The sequence below is a fragment of the Methanoculleus chikugoensis genome (assembly GCF_019669965.1).
In the GTDB taxonomy this organism is placed as follows: Archaea; Halobacteriota; Methanomicrobia; order Methanomicrobiales; family Methanoculleaceae; genus Methanoculleus; species Methanoculleus chikugoensis.
In genome coordinates this window covers 2405912-2426332 of sequence record NZ_AP019781.1, presented here as the reverse complement: position 1 = coordinate 2426332, position 20421 = coordinate 2405912, and the positions used below count along the sequence as shown (strand labels likewise).

The following is a 20421-nucleotide window of genomic DNA, read 5'->3' as shown; positions in this document are numbered from 1 at the left end:
GGTGGAAGACGAGAGAATGGCAGACCGGGTATCCGATCCGAGCCGCACGCTCCTCGTGGCAGGAAAAGAGTTTGCCGACCACCTCGCGAGCCGGCGGTTCACCCTTGTCCTCCTCCTCTTCCTGATCCTCTGCTCCGTCTCTCTCTACGAGGGCGTCGAGAACTACAGCGAGAAACTCGCGGCATACTCCGACGGTACCGCGCCGGTGCCGAAATTCCTGGGTTACCCCGGCTGGATGCCGGAGAAACCCTCCCTCCTCACGGTCTTCCTCAACCTCTCCTCGATGGTCGCGAGTTACGGCCCGCTGCTTGCGATCGCGACCGGGTTCGACCTGATCACGCGGGAACGCTGGTCGGGCTCGCTCAAAACCCTCCTTTCCCGTCCGGTTTTCCGCGACGAGGTGATCACCGGCAAGGCGCTCGGGGGGTTCGCCGCCCTGACGCTGGCGATGAGCATCGCGATTCTCATCGCGCTCGCGCTCCTCCTGCTCTTTGCAATCGTCCCGTCGCCTGCCGAGCTCGGCGCGATCCTGGTCTTCTGGTTCGTTTCGCTGGTCTACCTCTTCACGTTCTTCTCGGTCGCTCTCCTCGCCTCGTCGGTCGTTGCCGATAGCGGGAGCGCTCTTGTCTGGTCGCTGGTCGCTATCTTTGTCTTATCCTCCATCGTACCGATCTTCGGCGGCATCCTTACCGATGCGGTTGCCGGAACACCCCCGGAACCGGTGGACATGAGCGACCCGCAATTCACCGAAGAGGAGTGGCTGCAGTACCGGGAGGAGGAGCGAACCTACCTCGAACACCAGGAACGTATCGGAGCGACCGTCCGCCTCCTCTCGCCACAAAGGAATTACCAGGAACTCTCGGTAGCGATCACCAATCCACGGTTCTCGATGTGGATCAATCCGGACCCCTTCGCCCTGAGAACGCCCCACCCCGGGGAAGAACCGCTCCCCGACCTTCCCGACCTGATCGCTCTCATCCGGCAGCCGATCGTCGCGATGCTTGCGCTTCCGGCAATCTTCTTCGGAGCGGCATACACCCGTTTCATGCGGATGGATATCCGATGACGGCGGAGATGGGTTTCACTCAGTACATGCGCATGTGCGGCAGGCAGGTGCGCGCGCACATAATTCCTGTCGTGCGGTCATCTCGGAAGCGGGCCAACAATATTGCAAGATCTTAGAATGGGAGGGAGGATGTACGAATTCCGGTTCGAAGCACGCCCCCACACCCGGGGCGGCCGGGTTCGATTTCCACTGAATGTCGGCCACATTACTCATGAACCGGGATGATGTCGAAGTAGGGAACCGGCCCACCCTGTCCCGGCGTGCTCCCGGTGGGTACGATTGAGGCAAGCCCGGCGCCCTCCTGCAGAGACTCTCCGTTCAGAACCTGCGGTACACCCTGCTCCGGTGTCCGACTGCGATGACGTGGATCACCAGGAGGTCGTCTATGATCGAGAGAACCACCCGGTAGTCCCCGCTTCGGAGCGAGTAGAGCGGGGGATTGCTCGCTCCCTTCAATTGTTTGAGATGCTTCTTCGGGTCGGTCTCGCCGGCGAGTGATGCAATCTCCTCGCCTATCCGGATTGCTAGGGGTCGTGGAATGCCCTTAAATGGATGATGGGCTGCCTCGGTGAGACCACACGGCCGGTTATTACTCATCATATTCCTCATGCCCTCCTCTGGGTGCGGACCCTTCTGGCTCTGAGATTCTTCAAGTGACCACTCTTACGTCTCCGGGACAATCTTGGGGATATACGATGGATATGTCTCATAGACGGAGTATACCTTGCAGGAATCGTTGATCTGAACAACAATCATCGAGGCGGTCATGTGGTCGTCGGGGTCAGGATCTTGGAGACGAAAGACGATCTGGGTATAATTCATATCCTGTTCGCTATAGGTGCCTCGTGAGAACGCGATTGCCCCAATACTTTTGTTGCCCAGCAATCCGATGACCTTCGGGTCATTAAGCGCCACGGTCAGTATATTGAGGGACGTGACCTCTGCCGGGCACGTCCCTTCAGCCCCTGCTGTGGGGGCTTCATTCCGTGCTGTAAGGAGATAGCCGGCCCCGGTTCCGGCTATGAAGGCCAGTATTACGATACCGGCAGTCAACGCGTTTATGCTGGCCATGATGTTACCTGCTGCTCATTAGATTGCTACACCCTACAGGAGCCACCCCTCAAGGACATCAAATGAGATATCGCCGGGCACTTTTCAGAGATTATACGGTTCATTCTCTTTCGGATGATCTCCTACCGGAAGATGAGATCCCCGCGCGACGAAGCGCTCTCTCCGCCTTTATCGCACGCGATCTCCCAGTGGTACGCACCGGAATCCTCAGGCATGAAATCCACCGACAGCGCCCCTTTCCAGTCGTCGTTGAAGAACGGGGTGTCGTTTATGGACCATGTATCTACCGCACCATCCGGCCCTTCCAGCCGGAACTCGGCTGTCTCTCCGATTGCACGGTTGGTGTCGGCGTATTCGCACTCCACGATGAACCGGTAAACCGATCCCGGTACATGGTTCTCGACGAACCATGAGCCTGCATATGCGGTGCAATCTGTCCCTCCTCCTTCGTCGATGACGAGCGAACCACCGTCGATGGGTATGATGTGGACCCATGTCAGGTTCCCGCCAACGGACATGATGGTGGTCAGGTCCGGATCTACGGGCGTGATGCGTGTCGAATTCCCATCGACAGGTATAATGTGGGTCGGATCGTTCTCTGCGCTGACCGGCACCACCGCCATGCAGGCCAGAAGCAGGCCGATGGCAGCTGCAGCGCACATTCTGAAGATGTTGCTCTGTTTCATGATTCGATTCCCCTTTCACGCATGCTCCAGGAGGCCGCGGAACCGCAACGGCTATCTCTGTTCGCAGCCGTCAGCACCATCAGCCCCCGGGCACGCTGTGGGCTCCGGGACACGACGCCAATCGAGACACCCGGCCCCCGCGAGATACCACGTGCGGTATCCTCGATTGAGGCTTTGTTGTTTCTCTTAATACCTTTTCTGTGCCAATCATCGACACGTCAAGGCGTTTGAAGGCTCCAAACAGCGAATATGATCAGTTCTGCAGATACTCCGGTACTCGGGAAGATCCTACGGGGTTACCGGGCCTACGAGGCACCGCGTGATGTCCGCCCGTGTAAATTATCAGATATGCTCAGCAGGTTTACCCGGTAGGACCGGGCCGGACAAAGCGCCCCTGGTGACCCGGGTTGAGCTGGTCGATCCGTTGAGAGTGCAGTAGATCCACCCGGGATCGGAACTCCGGTGATGGTCGCTCGTTACGAAGAACCAGCGGCGCTACAGTCTCCTCGTAGGGCGCGCATAATCCCCTTGCCGGAGGTGGATTTTCCGAGGAGGGCCATAATATTGCCGGGTTTTGCCATTCCGGGGAGTATCTCTGTTATTGATTCTAAACGCCGTTGAGCCTCCTGGACTGTGTCCGGGGGTGACTTCCACTGGAAAATCTCCATTTCTTCCGTGTTATCGATATCCATCGCTGATTCGATGAAAGCGTTACTCGGAAATTCCCGATGACAATTCGAGGGTCAGCACAGAACGTTTAAGGTTGGGGGTTCGGACGTTGTGCATAGGGTTCATGGGCATAACAAAGCACAGTGCACACTTTGGAGAATGGGGCGTTGCCCGGTGCAGCCCCCTCATAGGGGGCCGGACCATACACAGAGCGGCTGACCTGTTCATTGTCCTATCCCTGGCCCTGCTCCTCCTCTGGAGCCCTGCAGCGGCAAAGATCATCGTTGAACCAGGCCCTGCCGAACTCCCCACGGATGTGACCTACATCGACGACGAGGTGTTCGTGCCGGTCTGGCAGGCCTACTCACCGTTGGAATTCCTCACTATCGTCCTGCTCATCCACTGCCCGCTTCTCGCGATACCCTTCGAACTCGTCTATTCCGCCGGCGCCATGGCCTATCTCGGCTACCGGACCTCACGCAGTCTCCTGGACAACAAGAAACGGTCCCGGATCTACGCCTGCATCCGGGACCACCCCGGGATCGCGCCCGCGGAGATCGCCCGTATCACCGGGATCAACCGGGGAACGATCCGTTACCACCTCTCCCGCCTCCGGGAGGCCGGTCTGGTCAGTATCCTGCATCGGGACGGCAGGGTGGGCTACTTCAGAAACGGTGACTATGACACGGCCGAGAAGGCCGTATGCCTGCACCTCCAGAACGGCACACGTCGGCAGATCTTTGCCCTTCTCCTTGAAAAACCCGGCATCACGCAGTCGGAGATAGCCGACATCATCACCATCTCGTGTTCCACAGCCGCCTGGCACATGCGACGGCTCGCCGCAGACGGACTCGTCGAAACGAATCGCGACGGCCGGACGGTACGCTACGCACTCACCAGCGAGGCACTGGCATCTTCCGGGGGTCGCGACGGGACGGCAGACGGTATGGTGCCCCTCCTCCCCTGGAACGGAACGGGTGCCGAAAGCCGTGCCGACTCACCTCTCCGGTAGGCGTTCCGGGCCCTACCGCAACTCCTCGATCCTCCACCCGAGATAATCCCTTATCACCGTGAACGCGAGCCCCGGCGGGATCGCCCCCTGCTCGGTGACGATCAGGTCGACGTACTCCGCGGGCGTCACGTCGAAGGCCGGGTTCCTGACCCGGACGAAGGGAAGTTTCTCCGCCACCTCGCGGGGGAGCACCTCGGCGGGATCCCGCTCCTCGATCTCGATCAGCTCCCCGAGGATCGTCCTCGGCGCGAACTTGTAGGTCTCGGCCGCCACGATGACGTTCGTCCGGGCTTCGTTCGCGGCATGCGCAATCTGGGCGGTCCCGATCTTGTTCACCACCGCGCCGTTCACCGCGATAGCGTCGGCGCCGACGAAGACCAGATCGACGTCGTTGATGAAGTAGCGAACCGCCGAATCGACGATGTAGTTCGTCCGGATACCGGCGTCGTTCAACGTCCTGATGGTTATGAGCCCCTGGCCGCGGGGACGAACTTCCGTCGCGTAGACCTCGATCTCCTTCCCCTGCCGGTGGGCCTCCAGGATGCACCCGAGCGCCGCCTCGGAGTTGCAGTGAGTCAGGAGAACGTCGCCGTCGGAGATGTGGCGTGCCCCGATCTCCGCTATCCGCTCGATTGCATGCTCCGAGTGCTCGACGAACTCCGCCGCGCGGAGAAGAACCGCGTCCCGTGCGGCCTCCACCGAGTCGAACGAGTCGAGCGCCCGCATCACGGAGCGCACAGCGTTCGGGAGCGAGACGGCGGTCGGCCGGGTTCCGGTGAGGAGATCGGCCGCCTTCTGCATCTCCTGCTTGAACGTATCGGGGTCCGATGCATCGAGATTTCGGGCATAATCGGCCAGTGCGTCCACCGCTGCCCGGGCGATCCTGCCGGCGCCCCGGATCTCCATATTCTTTATGCTTGCTGCCGTCTCACTCAATACCATACGTCTTCATTGAAGAGAGGGCAAGAGACTACATAGACTTATTGACGTGAGAATATGTCGGTAGCCGTTGTTTTTGATAGTGCGGGCACACTTCTGCGGACCTACCGCGTAGCGCGCGACATCCTCAACGACGAGATGCTGACCGAGGTCGAGACCACGACCATCACCTTCGGGTCGGATGCGCGAGTGCTCGTCGTCCTCCACCTCCACTCCCGGGACGTCATGGAGGCGCCGGAAGAGCAGTGCCTCTCCAGGTTCTTCCTGGAACAGTCGGTCGGATTCGGGGTGGCCTGTTCCCGCCGGGTCATCCCCGCCGAAGAGGTCGGGAATCTCCTCTACAACGACGAACGCGCCCGCATCGGCGATCTGCAGGCATGCATCCGACAGGTCTGGAGTTGCTGCAAGAGAGAGTCGATCGTCACCATGAACAGCGGCGTGATCCTGAACATGGACATCCCCGGCATCGAGTTCACCGTGACGACCGGCGGAAGGCCGTTCGAGGGCGCGAAAGAGACCATCACCGAACTGCACCGGATGGGCGTTCCCGCATACATAGCATCCGGCGACCGCGTCGCAAAACTCGAACGGATGGGCGACTACCTCGGCATCCCCCGGGAGAGGGTTTACGGTGTCGCAACGCCCTCGATGAAAGCCCGGATCGTGGAAGACCTCAAAGAGCAGTACGATAAAGTTGTTATGGTTGGAGATGCCATCAACGACCTGAACGCCTTTCGGAAAGCAGATCTCGCGGTGCTCACCGAACAGCAGTCGGACCGGAAACCGGCCGTCCTTTATGCGAGCGTGGATCGGGTGATCCACAACGTCAGCGAGGTGCCCGGTATCGTGGCAGAACTCCTCACGGATACCGCGGCGCCCGGGAAAAGTGCAACAATATAAACCCTAATATGATCCCAGATGAAGATTAGTTTAACGAGGATCTCAAGATGACCCCACTTATTACGGTGAAGAATCTCTGCATGGAGTTCAACGGGACTGCCGTGCTTAAAAACATCAATTTTGAGGTGGCCGAGGGAGAGACCGTCGGTATCATCGGGAGAAGCGGCGCCGGCAAGACCGTTCTCATGCACCTTATGCGGGGTGTCGACCAGCCTCCGACACAGGGTGCAATCATCTATCATGTCGCCGTCTGCGGCGGATGCGACTACATCGGTGTCCCGAGCGAGGTGGGAAAACCGTGTCCTGTCTGCGGGGGCAAGATGGAACCGGCGGATATCGATCTCTGGGCCGAAGAGAACGCGACGATGAAACGGCGGATCATGCGGAGAACCGCCATCATGTTCCAGCGGACGTTCGCACTCTACGGCGACGACCGGGTGATCGAGAACGTCCTGCGGGCGCTCGACGATGTCGGCTACCCGGGCGAGAAGGCCGTCAGCAGGGCCGCCGACCTGATCGACCAGGTCAGGCTCTCCCACCGGATGATGCATATCGCCCGCGACCTCTCCGGCGGCGAGAAGCAGCGGGTAGTGCTCGCCCGGCAGCTCGCGAAGAACCCGTTCATGCTCTTTGCGGACGAACCGACCGGGACGCTCGATCCGGAGACCGCCACGCTCGTCCACCGGATGCTCATCGAGAGCGCCCGGGTAAACGATATGGGTATGATTGTCACCTCCCACTTCTCAAACGTCATCGAAGACGTGGCTGACCGGGCAATTCTCCTTGAGAACGGAGAGATCAAGGGGATCGGCGGCCCCCGGGAAGTCATCGGCCGGTTCATGGAGAACTACAGCGACGTCGAGCAGCGCCAGGCCGGGGAGGTCGGCGAGAAGATCCTGGTCGCCCGCGACGTGGTGAAACGCTACCTCTCGGTCGACCGGGGCGTCGTCCGGGCGGTCAACACCGTCTCGTTCGATGTCGGCGAGAAAGAGATCTTCGGGATCATCGGCAAGAGCGGGGCGGGCAAGACGACCCTCTCCCGGATCATATCCGGGATCCTCGAGCCCACCAGCGGCGAGATGAACATCCGGATCGGCGACGACTGGATCGATATGACGAAACCCGGCATCGAGAACCGCGGCCGGGCAAAGGGCTACATCGGTCTCCTCCACCAGGAGTACGACCTCTACCCGCACAGGACGGTGCTCGACAACCTCACCGACGCCATCGGTCTTGAGTTCCCGAAAGAGCTTGCGATGAGGAAGGCGATCATCACTCTCGGGATGGCCGGGTTCACCCCGGAGAAGAGCAAGGAGATCCTGGATCGCTACCCGGGCCAGCTCTCCGAAGGCGAGAAGCACCGGGTGGCCCTCGCCCAGGTGCTCATCCGCGAGCCCCTGCTCGTCGTCCTCGACGAACCGACCGGAACCATGGACCCGATCACGAAGATCGACGTGAAACACTCGATCCTCCACGCTCGCGAAGAGATGGACGAGACATTTATCGTGGTTTCGCACGATATGGAGTTCGTGAGAGATATCTGCGATCGCGTCGCCCTTATGCGGGGAGGCAAGATCATCCGGCTGGGGCCGACGGAAGAGGTGCTCGCCCATCTCACCGAGGATGAACGAACGGTGATGGGGGGCGGCGGAGCCGCCTGAGGTGCACGTAATGGAGATCCACCTGGACGGTAAACGCATTTCGGTTCCGGCGGGTTCCCGGCTCGGGAATCTCCTCCCCGAACGGGATGAACAGTGCAGTGTCGCCGTCATCCGGCCGGCGCTCGTTGAAGATGAAGCCGAGTCGCAGGAGGTCCGGTTCGCCACCCCGGCGGGAGATCTGGTCGTTGAGGTGGCGAAGACCGCGGCAGTCTCCCCTCTCCTCCGGCCGGAGTTTGCAGAACGGCTCCGCCTGCACTGGCAGGACCGGTATGCCGCCGCCTTCGGGCCGTTCGAGTCCGACGTCCGCCCGGCACGCCGTCCGGGCCGGTACGAGCGCGGCGACGTGATCCTCGGGTGCGGGGGCTACGACCCCTCCCGGTCCTACCTGATCTTCGCACGCATGGGCCATACCGCCGACTACGGCGCCCCGGAGGGCGGCGGTGTCATCGGCAAGGTCGTCACCGGCCGCGGGCTGCTCGACCGGCTCGCCGACGGCGACCAGATCACCGGGGTCGAGCGGGTCTTCCGGCGTGTCGACCGCTCGCACGTCGTCGTCACCCACGATTCAGGGTTCCCGCTCGAAGACGGGATGCAAATTGTCTCCTACGTGGAAGCGGAGGTGCAGGGTTCCGGGAAAGACGGGATCGATACCGGAACCGCCCGGAGCGTCGAGCATTTCCTTCTCTCCGTGCAGGGCGGCAGATTCAGGGTGGGCTCCGCAAGCAGCACCTACGTCGCCGACACGCACCTGGTTCCGACCCGGGTTCCGGCGGAGTTCTCCGGTCCGAGGCTTGAAGGCGCCGTCACGGTCAGGACCGCCGGAAAATCCTCGGGAGGAGTCTACATCTACACCCAGGGCGTCTCGGCAAGCCCGGCGCACACCGTCGTCGGAAGGGTCGTCCACGGCATCGAACTCGTCAGGTTTGCCGGAGAGGGCGATCTCTTCGCCATCCATGCGGAGCCGGAGCAGTTCGATCTTGTCGGCCTTTCGCTCGCCGAGGCGGAAGCGGTCGCCGCCCGGCGGGGTGTCTCCCTCACCGCCGACGCGGCCGAAGGCGATCGCATCGTGGTCGGCCAGACCCCGGCAACGACGCTCGAGGTGCTGGCCGGCGGCGAGGTCCGGATCGAGACGGTGCCTGCCGACCACGTCGTCAGCATCACCCTCGACGAGGCGGCCGCGCCCCGGTCGGTCACGATCTTCCGTGAAGTGACCGGGCTCAAACACCACAGCGTCGGGAAGATGCCGCTCGTCTTCGTCTTCGAGGACGTCTTCCTCTTCAAACCGAAGATTGGAAAGGGCGTCGGGATCATCCCGGAGAACACGCCGACCGGGGAGGTCCCGGCCTACACCCTCGCGATGACGAACGACTCCCGGCGTGGCGCGGGCATGGTCGGCACCCGGACCACGCCGAACGCCGAGTTCGGCCCGACGTCCGAGCCGCTCACCGGCACGAACGTCATCGGGAAGGTGCTCGATGCGGGGAACCTTGCCGGGATGCGCGAGGGAGCGACAGTATACGTGAAAGAGGTGAAGTGATGGCCGAATATACTCCGGATTACGTGGGCACGGTGACCAAGTATGTCTTCGTCGAATCCCCGTCCATGACCCCCGGCGAGCTCGCGCTCAGGGCCTACGAGGCCTCCGAAGGCGTTCTCATCAAGGAGACGTGTTTCGGGCTGCAGGTGACGGGCGAGCCGGAGTCCGTCGACCGCCTCATCGAGGAGATCCGCTCGTTCGACCCGACCCATATCTTCGTCAAGGACCGGGGTTTTCCTCCCGGGGATCCGAGACGCTGCCGGGCGAATCTCGGCGGAGCGAGGCCGGGCTACCTCGGGCACGAACGGGAGTTCCGTCTTCTGCGCTACATCACCCGCGGGCTCGAGGAGCTCGACCGGCGTGAAGGAGACGAGGCGGAACCGGCACCGCCCGCACGCGGGAAGCGACCGTTACTTGATATCAAGCGACTACAAGAACTGATAGATACAGAGGAGTCCTGAATACAATGGCAAAGGTGTTTATCTACCCTGCAACGAGCCTCATCCTCTCCGACCTGGTGGCCCGGTTCGGTCATAAACCGCTCGGTGCAGCCCTCGGTATCCGGGAGAGGATACAGACCGGTGGGGTAGACTCCCCGCCCCTGCAGATCACTCCCGAAGAGCCCAAACGCGGCCTGAAGTACGCGGCCGTCGAGGTGCCTTCCGGTGTTCGGGGACGAATGGCGATCTACGGCCCCCTCATCGAGGAGGCCGAGGCCGCGATCATCGTCACCGAGGCCGACCTTGCGTTCGGGTGCATGGGCTGCGCCCGTACCGACGAGCTGATCCTCTTCTCCCTGCGGCAGAGCGGGATCCCGATCCTTGAACTGGAGTACCCCACGAACGAGGAAGAGGGCATCCGGTTCGTAGCCGCCGTCAAGAAGTTCCTCGCAGGTCTCCCGGATGGAGGTGAAGCGTGAAGAAAGTACGGATCGCCCAGCTCTCCTGCGGGGCGGAGTACAGCGGCGTCCAGAAGGAGATCTATGAGGCCGCCGAGTCGGTGGGCGCAGAGGTCTTCTTCCCCGATATCGCTCTTGCCGATGTGGAACGTGCGGTCAAGAAGTTCGGGCTGGACGTCAAGAGTGCCGACCTGAAACTGATGATTGCCCGGGCCCTTGCCCTGGTGGAAGGGAAGGTGGAGGCGGACGGGGTCTTCATCGGCACCTGCTTCAGGTGCGCCGAGGCGGCGATTGTCCGGAACGAACTGCGGCGGTACATCCCCGAGAACTCGAAGCTCTCGGTGGTGAGTTACTCCTTCACCGAGCGGACGACCGCGGGAACCCTCCTCACCAGGATGGAGGCCCTGACCACCATCGCCCGCCGGAGAGCGCTCCTTGCCCGCGAGGAGCAGACCGGGATCACGATGGGCGTCGATTCCGGGTCGAGCACGACGAAGGCTGTCGTGATGAAGGACAACGAGATCGTCGGTACCGGGTGGCACCCGACGACCGAGGTGATCAAGAGCGCCGAGAGCGCGGTTTCGGACGCGCTCGAGATGGCGGGCCTTGCCCGCGAGGATATCCAGGCTATCGGGACCACCGGATACGGCCGGTTCCTGATCGGGAAGCACTTCGGTGCGGAACTCATCCAGGAGGAGCTGACGGTGAACTCGAAGGGCGCCGTCTACCTTGCCGGGCACCAGCGGGGCGCCGCGACCGTCATCGATATCGGCGGGATGGACAACAAGGCGATCAGCGTCATCGACGGCATCCCGGGCACCTTCACGATGGGCGGAATCTGCGCCGGCGCAAGCGGTCGGTTCCTGGAGATGACCGCGAAGCGTCTCGGTATCGATATCACCGAGCTCGGTCCCCTTGCGATGAAGGGCATGGGCAAGAACGTCCCGATGAACAGTTACTGCATTGTCTTCGGGACGCAGAGCCTGGTGAACGCCCTCGCGGCAGGGAGCTCGCCCGCGGACGTGGCGGCCGCGGCCTGCCACAGCGTCGCGGAGCAGGTCTTCGAGCAGCAGTTGCAGGAGGTCGACATCAAAGAACCGGTGATCATGGTCGGCGGCACCTCGCTGATCGAGGGGCTGGTCTACGCGATGGGCCAGCTCCTGCAGACCGAGGTCGTCGTCCCGCCCAACTCGCAGTACATCGGCGCGGTCGGATCCGCCCTGCTCGCGTCGGGCTTCATCAAGGGAGAGTAGATGCCCCCGTTGAACTACTTCGTGGTCGAGTCGCCGGACGAGGTCGGGAGAGTGGCCTACGAGCGGGTTGCAGCCGACGTCCTCCAGGACCTCGATCTCATCAAGGTGATCGACCGGCTGCACATCTACGTCGACCCGAAGGTGCCGATCTTCGTCGCCGCCGGGCTCCTGCGGCATATGCCGCGTGCAATCCGCGTCGCCGACTTTGCCAACGTCAACCGCGGCGAGAAAGAGATCGTCCTCGATATCGGCGACGAGACCTATCTTGCGCCGCTCCTCCAGAAACTCTGGGCGATCTACGGCAAGGAGAACGTCGACCAGCCGGACCGGTTCACCGTCGTCCTCCCGGCAGGGGTGGCCGGGGATGAGGATCTCGATCGGCTGGTGGTGGCCGATCCGAGCGAGACCCTGTATAAGGATGTCATCTACGCGCTCCAGTATATCGCTCCCGAGGGGTTCAAGGTCCGCCGCCAGTACATCCGGGAAGGGAAGTTTTACTACGTGGCGAGCGAGGATACCCTGCCGACCGACATCGTGGAGACGGCGGTCGTGCCGCTCTTTGAGAAGATGGAGGTGACGCTATGACGACACTGGTGCCGGTGACCTACAAGGGAGGTGTCTACCGGCACGACGAGATCATGGACCTGATCGACGACCTCGGGGGCTACATCGTCCAGAAGCACGTCATGGCCCAGGACGTCGTGCTCCAGTCGTTCGTGCCGCGTGACGACATCGAGATGATACGCCGGATAGCAAAACCGCTCGCCGGCGAGGTGGTCGAAGCGCCCCTCGTCGGGACGGAGATCGCCGTCGTGAGCCCGAGTCTGGAGATCCATCATCTTCCCCACGTCGCCTGCGATATCGCCGAGTACCTCAGGCGGTCGGGCGCGAAGACCAACATGGTCGGGCTTGCGAGGGGGTTCGGGAAGCGGATTGCAAATTTGAACGACGAGGAGCGGGACGTCATCAACGAGCACGATCTCGCGGTCTACGCGCTCGGCAACTTCGAGGAGTGCATCCGGCAGAAGTTCCCGGCGATCCGCCGGGAGATCAACGTGCCGATCGTGGTGACCGGCGCGCCCGACCGGGAGACCCTGATGCGGGCGATCGACCCGCCCGTCGAAGGATACGTGGGCGGGATCGGCAGGATCATGCACCGGTTCAAGCGCCCCGAGGAGCTCGGGAAACTCGACGAGCTGGTGGACGAGGTCTCACGCGTCCTGGATGCGCGGCGGGACGCTCTCGCAAAAGACCCGCTCTCCGTCTTCCCGCCCCGCCTGATGGCGATCATCGAAGAGAAGATCCACGAGGTCAGCATGCTTACGCACCCGACGCCGGTGACCGCCCAGATGGAGGGGCTCCGGGTGAAGCTCCCCTACGATTCGTATGCCGACGACGTGCGGTCGCTTGAGGTCGCCGAAGGGGTGACGGTCGACGATATCGCCGACGTCACGCCGTCGCGGATGCGCAATTACATATTGATTCGGATTAAACCTTTCTCGGAAACGAGAATACTGGTGTAGATGCGATGGATTTCGAGAAGGTACTCACGAAGGTTATGGAGCGGGGGTCGGACGTCTTCGCGGAGGATCTCCTCCGGGAGATCGAGAACGAGTACGGCAGGGTCCCCCTGATCTTTGAACGGATGGCGGAACGTCCCGAGATCCTCATCTCACACCTCCTCTATAAGGGCGCCGTCGTCGAGACCAGCCAGCTCGAACCGAAGACGATCGAGCTTATCAGCCTCGCGGTGGGCGCCGCGCTCAAGTGCAGCCATTGCGTCGAGTACCACATGCAGTCCGCGATGGCGAAGGGCGCAACCCGGGCCGAGATCCTTGAGGTGATCCTGATCGCGGGGATGCTCGCGAACTCCGCCGTCCTCGCGGATGCCTACCGGGTGGTGAACGGCTCGACCCCCTGCCCCTCCTGCGACATCAACGGGACGGGCCTGGATAAGACCTGTTCAGACAAGTAGCCCGTCCCTGGTGTCCGGAGCATGTGCGGTATTGCCGGGCAGTTTGCCCTGAACGGTGAGGATGCGGATGCGGCTCTCGTCGGGGCGATGGCGGAGCGCCTGGCTCACCGCGGCCCTGACGGCGAAGGAACGTTCTTCTCCGGGTCGATCGGCCTTGCCCATCGCCGCCTCGCGATCATCGACCTCTCCGACGAAGGCCGCCAGCCGATGGGAAACGAGGACGGGTCGCTTCAGATCGTCTTCAACGGCGAGATCTACAATTACCGTGAGATCCGGGAGGAGCTCTCTGCCGCCGGTCATCGTTTTGCTTCTGCAACCGATACAGAGGTGATCCTGCACGCCTACGAGGAGTGGGGGAGGGACTGCCTCGCCCGGTTCAACGGGATGTGGGCGTTTGCCCTCTGGGACGGGCGCCGCCGCGAACTCTTCTGCGCCCGCGACCGGCTGGGCGTCAAGCCGTTCTACTACACCATGGCCGGGGGCTCGTTCCTCTTTGCCTCGGAGATCAAGGCACTCCGGGTGCATCCCGGGGTCGGCCGGCGGCCGAACGACCGGATGCTCTCGACGTTCCTTGCGTGGGGGGTTGCGGATCACACCGCTGAGACGATGTACGACGGCATCTTCCAGCTCCCGCCGGCCCATACGCTCGTCGTCTCCGCGGAGGGCGTCGGGGAGCCGGAACGGTACTGGGACTTCGCGATGAGCGGCGCCCCGGGCGGGGCCGAAGACGAGGCCGCCGCGCAAAGCGTCCGTGCCCTCCTGACCGACGCCGTCCGGCTCCGGCTCCGAAGCGACGTCCCGGTCGGGACCTGCCTCTCGGGCGGTATCGACTCTTCGACGGTCACCGCCCTGATCAATGTTCTCCTGCAGGCGGAGAGCCCGGGGAGTGTCGGCGAGCGGCAGAAGACATTCTCGGTCTGCTTTGACGATCCCCGGTTTGATGAGAGCGGGCATATCGATGCGGTGGTCGCGGCGACAAACGTCGTGAGCCGCCGGACGACGCCGGGCACGGACGGGCTCTGGGAGGATATCGAGAGATTGCTCTACATGCAGGACGAGCCGTTTGCGTCTCTCTCGATCTATGCCCAGTACTGCGTGATGCGGCTCGCACAGGGCGAGGTGAAGGTGGTTCTCGACGGACAGGGCGCCGACGAGCAGCTCGGCGGCTACATCGCCTACCAGGCGCCGTATATCCGCGGCCTCCTCCGGCGCCGCAAGTTCCTTGCCGCTCTCCGGGAGGGGATCGGGAGCGCCCGGCATCACCGGTCCTTCTTCTCGTGGGCGGCTGCTCAATCCCGGGTACGGTCGGAGCGCCGGGGACTCCTCCGGGGGTCGCCGCCGGAGGTTCTGCGGTATGCGGGGTCGCTTGAGGAGGTGCTGAAACGGGAGGTCACGGCGTCGAACCTCCCTCTCCTGCTGCACTGGGAGGACAGGAACTCGATGGCCTTCTCGATCGAGGCACGGGTTCCGTTCCTCGACTACCGGCTGGTGGAGTACCTCGGATTGCTCCCGCTCGACCAGAAGATCCGCGGCGGCGTCACGAAGTATGTCCTCCGGCGGGCGATCCGTGGGCTGGTCCCGGACGCCGTCCGGTGCAGGATGGACAAGATGGGTTTCGTCACCCCCGAGGAGGTCTGGATGAAGGGCGAACTTGCACCGCGTATCCTCGAACTCTTCTCAACGCCGGAGTTCGGAGAGCGGCCCTACTGGGACGCGGAGCGGGTGCTCGAAAACTACCGGGAGTTCCTCGAGGGAAAGAGTCCTTATTCTACCGAGTTCTGGCGGATAGCCTGCGCGGAGATGTGGCTCCGGGAGTTTGATGCGTAGGGATTCTCTACAAACTTTTTCATAAGCGTCTCCTGCAGTCTCTTCTGCTGTTTACAGAACACGTGGTGTCCGCTGGTGGTCTTGTGCCGGAAGCATGGGGAGATTCTGGAGAAGAGGCGTGCACGGCTGCCCGGGCGGGGGACACTCGTATGCACTTCTTTTCGGAAAACCCAACTCCCACCGCGCCCAGGCCGGGGAATGCCCATATGCCCCTCTATGGTAGCCCCCACTCCACCCGCGCCTTCGGCGCTCCTCCCCCGCCCCCTCCCGGGGGCAGGGGCAGTCATGGCGATAGGCGACGGTTCAGAGAACCGGAGCTAGAGCACCGAAGGTGCGAAGCCGGTGGAAAGCCGCATCCGGGGAAGCAAGTCAGGGAACCACCCTTTTTCAGCGTATCCCTATGCAGTGGACCGTGGGGACTACGCACCTTCGGTGCTCGTGCTCCTGCCCTTCGGCCAGTCGCATATCGCCATCGGGGGTGGCGGCCCGCGGGGAGGGGGAAGCATCCCCCCTGTCTCAATCGTGCAAAACTCCTCCTGAAATCCCCGCCCGCGCTGAAAGGAAGCAATCATTGCACTACCTCCCCCCTTCACTCCCTTCCCTCCTGCGGGCAGACACCCCCCTTCTTCCGGAGCCCCCTCCCCGCATACGCCGCAAGAATGACCGCGAGGACGCCGGTGACGAAGATGCCGTCGAAGATTCCCGCACCCCCGATGGAGAGGACGGTCGGCCCGCCTCCGGTAAGCATCAAAAAAACGTCGGGGTTCGCGAGGTTGAGGATGTCGGCCCCGAGCAGGGTGCCCATGGTTCCCCCGGCATAGGCGAGGCCGGGGGCGGTGCGGCAGCCGCGGGCGAGGAGGAGCCCTGTTATGGCGCCTGCGAGGGGTGCGACGTAGAACGGCATCGTGATCCCGAGGCCGGGGACGGGCGTTGCAGCGACGTAGGCGACGAGCGATACCAGAACGACGGCGGCGAGGGACTTTGGCCGCGAGACCCGGCCCCGGCCGACCATCTCGAGCGTCACGACGAGGGGGATGACGGCCCCGCCCACGTTGACCGCGATGAGATCCTCCCCCACCGGGAGAAGCGGGATATCGATCAGGCTCCCGAGCAGCGCCCCTACGGTCACCAGCATCGCCTGGTAGAACCTGAGTCCGATCGACTCGAAGACCCCCTCGCTGATGAGGATGAGGTTGAATATGACCAGGGCCGGTATGAGAACCGCTAGCGCAACGAGGATCTGTTCCGGGCTGAAGAAAACCGGTAGAATCGCTATCGCGGGCAGTTCGGTCTCCATAGGTCAGGTATACCGGACGGGGTCATGCCATAAATAGCTTCACGGGTCCGGCTCCCGGCGAGTTCCGGGGTCACTTGTTGGGTGAGGCTCGTGCACGACTTCGACCCGACGGTCTTTCGGATGGGTCGGCGCCGCTCAACCCGCCCCGCTTTATCATCCGGTGAAGGGCAAGTCTCACCGGTGATAACGTAAAAACAGGGGCCAATAGAAAACAGAAACCTTAAAATGCGCATTTTATATTTATTTTGGAATAGATATATTCATATATGGGTAACTGGAAATAATGTTAAACATGGAGTTCCTTCCCCGAATCGGGTAACGGGCACCGGATAACAACCCCCGGACGCATATCTCACGTGTCTCCGGCCGGTGTGAATCCGGTGCAGGTTTTGGGGATGGTGAGTGACCGGGAATAACTCCGTTCTCTCCGACCGATTGCATCTCTGCAGAGTAATATGACTGCCTTTACCGTTGAGAACCTGATCCGGCATCTGGAGCGGCTCCAGGCGAGGGGCCCGATCCCGTTCGACGTGAAGAGCGGAGAGATCTTTGGTATTCTCTGCCCCTGCGGTCAGGACCGGCAGACCCTGCTTTCCCTCCTCATGACGATACTCTTTCCGGTTCCGGGATTTGCCGAGCGTTCACCGCTCGCGGTTCTCGGCAACCTCGGAGACGTGCGTAGATGCATGGGCATCGTCCTTCCCGAGTCGGTGCTCGACCCTGCGCTGACCGGCAGGGAGAACCTGGACTTCCACGCCCGGCTGCACGGCCTGGGCGACGATCTCCGGAAGAAAAGGATCCCCGAGGTCATGGACCTCTTCGGGATCGCCGGGAGCGCCGATGCTCGTGTCGAGACCTACTCTCCTGTCATGCTGCAGCAGTTAGAGATCGCCCGGGCATACCTCACGCGCCCGTCGGTCCTCTTCCTTGCCGAACCGACGGCCGGGCTGGACGATGCCGGGCGCCGGGAGATCTGGGGCCTGCTCCGACGGCTGAACCGCGAGCGGAGGGCGACGATCATCTTTACGACGCACGATGTGGAAGAAGCGGAGGCAATCTGCACCCGGGTTGCCGTGGTGGATCGCGGTGAGGTCGTTGCCCTGGACACACCGGAGACCTTCCGTGCGGTGATGGCCGTCAATGATACCCCGCTTGGATTCGATGATACCGCCTAGGCCCCGGGCCGGTGGACCAATATCTATTTACGCCTGCGATCGCGACATGGATGCATGACCAATTTCCGTTCTCCGCTTGCGTCTTTGTTCATCGCCGGGAGCGCTATTGCGGCCGTGTTGATCGGGGGATGCGTTGGAGGCGGCCCCGCTCCGGAAGACCAAACCAGCCGGACTATATCTCCGGCCGAAGCGTCTGCCCTGATCGGAGAGATGAAGCAGGATCCAACATTCGTCATCATCGATGTCAGGAGACCGGATGAGTATGCCGGGGGACATATCCCGGGCGCAATCAACATCGACTCGACGCACCTCTCCGAGCACCTTGAAAGCCTTGACCCGGACGGGACATATCTTCTCTGTTGCCAGCGGGGCGGACGGAGTGCCGGCGCCCGCGAGGTAATGGAGAAGGCCGGGTTCCGCGAAGTTTACGACGTCAAAGGCGGCATGAGCGCCTGGCAGGCTGCCGGGCTCCCGGTGACCGGGGTTTGATCTTCACTCCTCCTGCTTCACGTAAGTGACGCCCTCAGGCTCCTCCGCTTCGCGGGTCTCTATCACGACGGTGCCCGAGATCCGGTTGAAGAGCCGCTGTTTCGAGCCCGGCATGGCGAGCCACCCGATCAGGCAGTCGGGGACGAGGAGAAACGCTTTGCCGAAACTCTGGATTGTTGCGGCAAAAAACCCGATATCCTCTCCGGCACGGCCGGTGACCCGGATCTTCAACGCCATCTTGCCGATCGACTGGCCGCGGTATCCCTCAAAGAGCGTCCAGTAGAGGAAGAAAACCGCCGAGGAGAGGCTGATCGAGATGAGCCCCGGGGATACGGTGAACTCCCAGGAGGGCGGCAGCCGGTCGGAGAGTGCCCAGACGGGCAGTCCTACCAGGATGATGTCGATGAGCCAGGCCCAGAACCGGGTCTCCCATCGGGCGAGGTAGAGGGTGACCATATCGATGATCTGTCGTCCTTGGCGAGGCTTAAGGTTACGTGTCGGCTGATGGAGGGTGCCGGGCTGATCGTGGATCAGTACGTCAGACCGCGGTTCGCGGCGTACGTGGGCAGGCTCTTTGAGGCGATCGTCGCAGATCTCTTTGAACTCTTTAACCAGCATGGTGCCCTGCCCTTTGTCTATACACGGCTGGGGAGTTGGTGGCACCGGGGTGAGGAGATCGATATCGTCTGCCTCCGCGAAGGCCAATCAAAGATTCTCTTCTGCGAGTGCACATGGCAGGACGGTGTGGACGGCCATCGGGTTCTCGAGGAACTCCGGGCGAAAGCGCCCCATGTCTCATGGCAGAACGGCAAGCGCGAGGAACATTTCTGTATCGCGACACGAACATTCTCTCGCCGCCCGATGGAGGACGATCGAGTCTCCTGCTATGACCTTGACGATCTAACGAGAGTTGTTGCAGATTGCCGAAAAGGGGGTTTCTCGGCATAGGCGTGCTGTATCCGGAACCCGGTTCCCCCGGGTGGAGAAGGCGCACCGGAGCATTGCTGTGTTCGCATCGACCGGGCGTGTACCGGAGGTCCCGGGACTATCTATCGCAAAAAGAGGTGTTATCCGATATAACTCAGTTCTTCGCGGCCTTTTGCCTCTTCGGCTTCCTGGATCTTTGCTATGATCTGCTCCATATCCCCGGCACGCTGCTGCAGCGAGGTGTGGTCGACCTCGATCCCGGTCAGGCGGGAGAGCACCGTAAGAAGGCTGTCGGCGCTCTTCGGGTCGACGATGTAGCCGCTCGTCTCGCCCATCAGGCAGATCCCCTCGATGCCCCGCGCCTCGCCGAGGCCGAGCAGGAGGCCCGAGGCCCCCACGATCATCCCGCCGCTCCCGGCGTTCTCAAACGACCCGCCGGATGCCTCCACCTCGGGGCGGAGATGCTCCATGTTGACGGCCGAGAGCACCCTCGGGTTCTCGACCAGGTGGCCGACACCGTAGCCTCCGAGCGCGTATATCCGCTCAACACCGAGGTCTTCGGCGATATCGAGGTAGTGCTCCGCGAGGATGTAGTGGCCCTCGGCCGAGTTGCTCTGGAAGTCGCCCACGAGGAAGAGGGCCGCCCTGCCGTCCTTCTCGTAGCGGTAGATCTCGTTGTTGGCGAGGTGAGTGGTGCCCCGCTCGTCGACAATCACCTGGGGTGGGAAGTGGAGGGAGGAGATCTCCCCTATCTTCTCGGCGCCGAGTTCGTGGATCAGGTGGTCGGCAACGAGTTTCCCGACGTGTCCTATGCCGGGCAGACCCTCGATCAGGACCGGAGCGCCGATATTGCCCTCTCGCAAAAAGGTTACTCTGACGTGTTCCATCTGCGTACGGCCCTCCTGTACCTACCGTACCTATCCTCGGGTGAAAAACGTGCCGGGTGGGCCGGCCGAGACGGCCGGCCGCAGACCGGGCAGAGATCCGAGAGCGTGTATCTCCGGTCGTGCGGACAGCGGCGAATGCGGCTGCTCATATC

Annotated in this window: 23 protein-coding genes; 15 read left to right on the top strand and 8 right to left on the bottom strand. The window is 62.3% G+C overall.

Features of this window, described 5'->3' with window-relative positions; genetic code table 11:
• Window positions 1-16 precede the first annotated feature (16 nt).
• On the top strand, window positions 17-1066 hold the full coding sequence (locus MchiMG62_RS12205; protein ID WP_221057194.1) for an ABC transporter permease subunit: 1050 nt from the start codon (window positions 17-19) through the stop codon (window positions 1064-1066).
• Window positions 1067-1384: 318 nt separating this feature from the next.
• Here the strand turns inward: MchiMG62_RS12205 and MchiMG62_RS12200 are convergent, their stop codons facing one another.
• From MchiMG62_RS12200 to MchiMG62_RS12190, 3 genes are all read right to left on the bottom strand, one after another.
• Window positions 1385-1666, bottom strand: coding sequence for a type II toxin-antitoxin system RelE family toxin (locus tag MchiMG62_RS12200; protein ID WP_244987715.1), 282 nt, complete (start codon window positions 1664-1666; stop codon window positions 1385-1387).
• Window positions 1667-1729: 63 nt separating this feature from the next.
• Window positions 1730-2137, bottom strand: a complete 408-nt coding sequence (locus MchiMG62_RS12195; RefSeq protein WP_067076361.1) for a hypothetical protein — start codon at window positions 2135-2137, stop codon at window positions 1730-1732.
• Between the two features lie 122 nt (window positions 2138-2259).
• The gene (locus MchiMG62_RS12190; protein WP_221057193.1) at window positions 2260-2823 is read right to left on the bottom strand and encodes a hypothetical protein; all 564 of its coding nucleotides are present in this window, start codon (window positions 2821-2823) and stop codon (window positions 2260-2262) included.
• 793 nt (window positions 2824-3616) lie between these two features.
• Here MchiMG62_RS12190 and MchiMG62_RS12185 point away from each other — a divergent pair.
• The gene (locus MchiMG62_RS12185; protein ID WP_221057192.1) at window positions 3617-4504 is read left to right on the top strand and encodes a winged helix-turn-helix transcriptional regulator; all 888 of its coding nucleotides are present in this window, start codon (window positions 3617-3619) and stop codon (window positions 4502-4504) included.
• 12 nt (window positions 4505-4516) lie between these two features.
• On the opposite strand, the gene MchiMG62_RS12180 is transcribed toward MchiMG62_RS12185, so the two are convergent.
• Window positions 4517-5446 carry a ribose 1,5-bisphosphate isomerase gene (locus MchiMG62_RS12180; protein WP_221057191.1) on the bottom strand — a complete coding sequence of 310 codons (930 nt, stop codon included), beginning with the start codon at window positions 5444-5446 and terminating at the stop codon, window positions 4517-4519.
• Window positions 5447-5500: 54 nt separating this feature from the next.
• Between MchiMG62_RS12180 and MchiMG62_RS12175 the strand changes: the two genes are divergently transcribed.
• From MchiMG62_RS12175 to asnB, 10 genes are read left to right on the top strand one after another with little or no spacing between them, the layout of a single operon-like run.
• Window positions 5501-6343: an HAD family hydrolase gene (locus MchiMG62_RS12175; protein WP_221057190.1), complete on the top strand. Its 843-nt coding sequence runs from the start codon at window positions 5501-5503 to the stop codon at window positions 6341-6343.
• 47 nt (window positions 6344-6390) lie between these two features.
• On the top strand, window positions 6391-8004 hold the full coding sequence (atwA, locus tag MchiMG62_RS12170; protein ID WP_221057189.1) for a methyl coenzyme M reductase system, component A2: 1614 nt from the start codon (window positions 6391-6393) through the stop codon (window positions 8002-8004).
• A 10-nt stretch (window positions 8005-8014) separates the two neighbouring features.
• A complete protein-coding gene (gene mmp3, locus MchiMG62_RS12165) occupies window positions 8015-9541 on the top strand; it encodes a methyl-coenzyme M reductase-associated protein Mmp3 (RefSeq protein WP_221057188.1) in 1527 nt (508 codons plus the stop codon).
• Window positions 9541-10002 (top strand): methanogenesis marker 6 protein, encoded by a 462-nt coding sequence (locus MchiMG62_RS12160; RefSeq protein WP_221057187.1) that lies wholly within the window; start codon window positions 9541-9543, stop codon window positions 10000-10002. The genes mmp3 and MchiMG62_RS12160 overlap by 1 nt, the downstream gene beginning before the upstream one ends.
• 5 nt (window positions 10003-10007) lie before the next feature.
• Window positions 10008-10460, top strand: a complete 453-nt coding sequence (locus MchiMG62_RS12155) for a methanogenesis marker 5 protein (protein ID WP_221057186.1) — start codon at window positions 10008-10010, stop codon at window positions 10458-10460.
• Window positions 10457-11692, top strand: a complete 1236-nt coding sequence (locus MchiMG62_RS12150) for a methanogenesis marker 15 protein (protein WP_221057185.1) — start codon at window positions 10457-10459, stop codon at window positions 11690-11692. The genes MchiMG62_RS12155 and MchiMG62_RS12150 overlap by 4 nt, the downstream gene beginning before the upstream one ends.
• Window positions 11693-12277 carry a methanogenesis marker 17 protein gene (locus MchiMG62_RS12145; protein ID WP_221057184.1) on the top strand — a complete coding sequence of 195 codons (585 nt, stop codon included), beginning with the start codon at window positions 11693-11695 and terminating at the stop codon, window positions 12275-12277.
• Entirely contained in the window at window positions 12274-13215 is a 942-nt protein-coding gene (locus MchiMG62_RS12140) for a methanogenesis marker 7 protein (RefSeq protein WP_221057183.1), read from the top strand. Before MchiMG62_RS12145 ends, MchiMG62_RS12140 begins: the two co-directional genes overlap by 4 nt.
• Before the next feature lie 5 nt (window positions 13216-13220).
• A complete protein-coding gene (locus MchiMG62_RS12135; protein WP_221057182.1) occupies window positions 13221-13667 on the top strand; it encodes a carboxymuconolactone decarboxylase family protein in 447 nt (148 codons plus the stop codon).
• A 21-nt stretch (window positions 13668-13688) separates the two neighbouring features.
• Complete coding sequence (gene asnB, locus MchiMG62_RS12130) at window positions 13689-15494, top strand: asparagine synthase (glutamine-hydrolyzing) (RefSeq protein ID WP_221057181.1); 1806 nt, start codon at window positions 13689-13691, stop codon at window positions 15492-15494.
• A 589-nt stretch (window positions 15495-16083) separates the two neighbouring features.
• Here asnB and MchiMG62_RS12125 read toward each other — a convergent pair.
• Complete coding sequence (locus tag MchiMG62_RS12125; protein ID WP_221057180.1) at window positions 16084-16791, bottom strand: DUF1614 domain-containing protein; 708 nt, start codon at window positions 16789-16791, stop codon at window positions 16084-16086.
• Between the two features lie 455 nt (window positions 16792-17246).
• On the opposite strand from MchiMG62_RS12125, the gene MchiMG62_RS12120 reads away from it, so the two are divergent.
• Together MchiMG62_RS12120 and MchiMG62_RS13270 are read left to right on the top strand one after the other, a co-directional pair.
• Complete coding sequence (locus MchiMG62_RS12120; protein ID WP_221057179.1) at window positions 17247-17966, top strand: ATP-binding cassette domain-containing protein; 720 nt, start codon at window positions 17247-17249, stop codon at window positions 17964-17966.
• 210 nt (window positions 17967-18176) lie between these two features.
• Window positions 18177-18455 (top strand): rhodanese-like domain-containing protein, encoded by a 279-nt coding sequence (locus MchiMG62_RS13270; protein ID WP_244987714.1) that lies wholly within the window; start codon window positions 18177-18179, stop codon window positions 18453-18455.
• A gap of 3 nt (window positions 18456-18458) precedes the next feature.
• Here MchiMG62_RS13270 and MchiMG62_RS12110 read toward each other — a convergent pair whose 3' ends face one another.
• Entirely contained in the window at window positions 18459-18911 is a 453-nt protein-coding gene (locus MchiMG62_RS12110; RefSeq protein ID WP_221057177.1) for an RDD family protein, read from the bottom strand.
• A gap of 18 nt (window positions 18912-18929) precedes the next feature.
• Here MchiMG62_RS12110 and MchiMG62_RS12105 point away from each other — a divergent pair, with 18 nt between their 5' ends.
• On the top strand, window positions 18930-19403 hold the full coding sequence (locus MchiMG62_RS12105) for a DUF234 domain-containing protein (RefSeq protein ID WP_244987713.1): 474 nt from the start codon (window positions 18930-18932) through the stop codon (window positions 19401-19403).
• Between the two features lie 119 nt (window positions 19404-19522).
• Here the strand turns inward: MchiMG62_RS12105 and MchiMG62_RS12100 are convergent, their stop codons facing one another.
• Together MchiMG62_RS12100 and MchiMG62_RS12095 are read right to left on the bottom strand one after the other, a co-directional pair.
• The gene (locus tag MchiMG62_RS12100; RefSeq protein WP_221057176.1) at window positions 19523-20269 is read right to left on the bottom strand and encodes a proteasome assembly chaperone family protein; all 747 of its coding nucleotides are present in this window, start codon (window positions 20267-20269) and stop codon (window positions 19523-19525) included.
• The gene (locus MchiMG62_RS12095; protein ID WP_074368826.1) at window positions 20251-20418 is read right to left on the bottom strand and encodes an RNA-protein complex protein Nop10; all 168 of its coding nucleotides are present in this window, start codon (window positions 20416-20418) and stop codon (window positions 20251-20253) included. The genes MchiMG62_RS12100 and MchiMG62_RS12095 overlap by 19 nt, the downstream gene beginning before the upstream one ends.
• Between the last annotated feature and the right edge of the window lie 3 nt (window positions 20419-20421).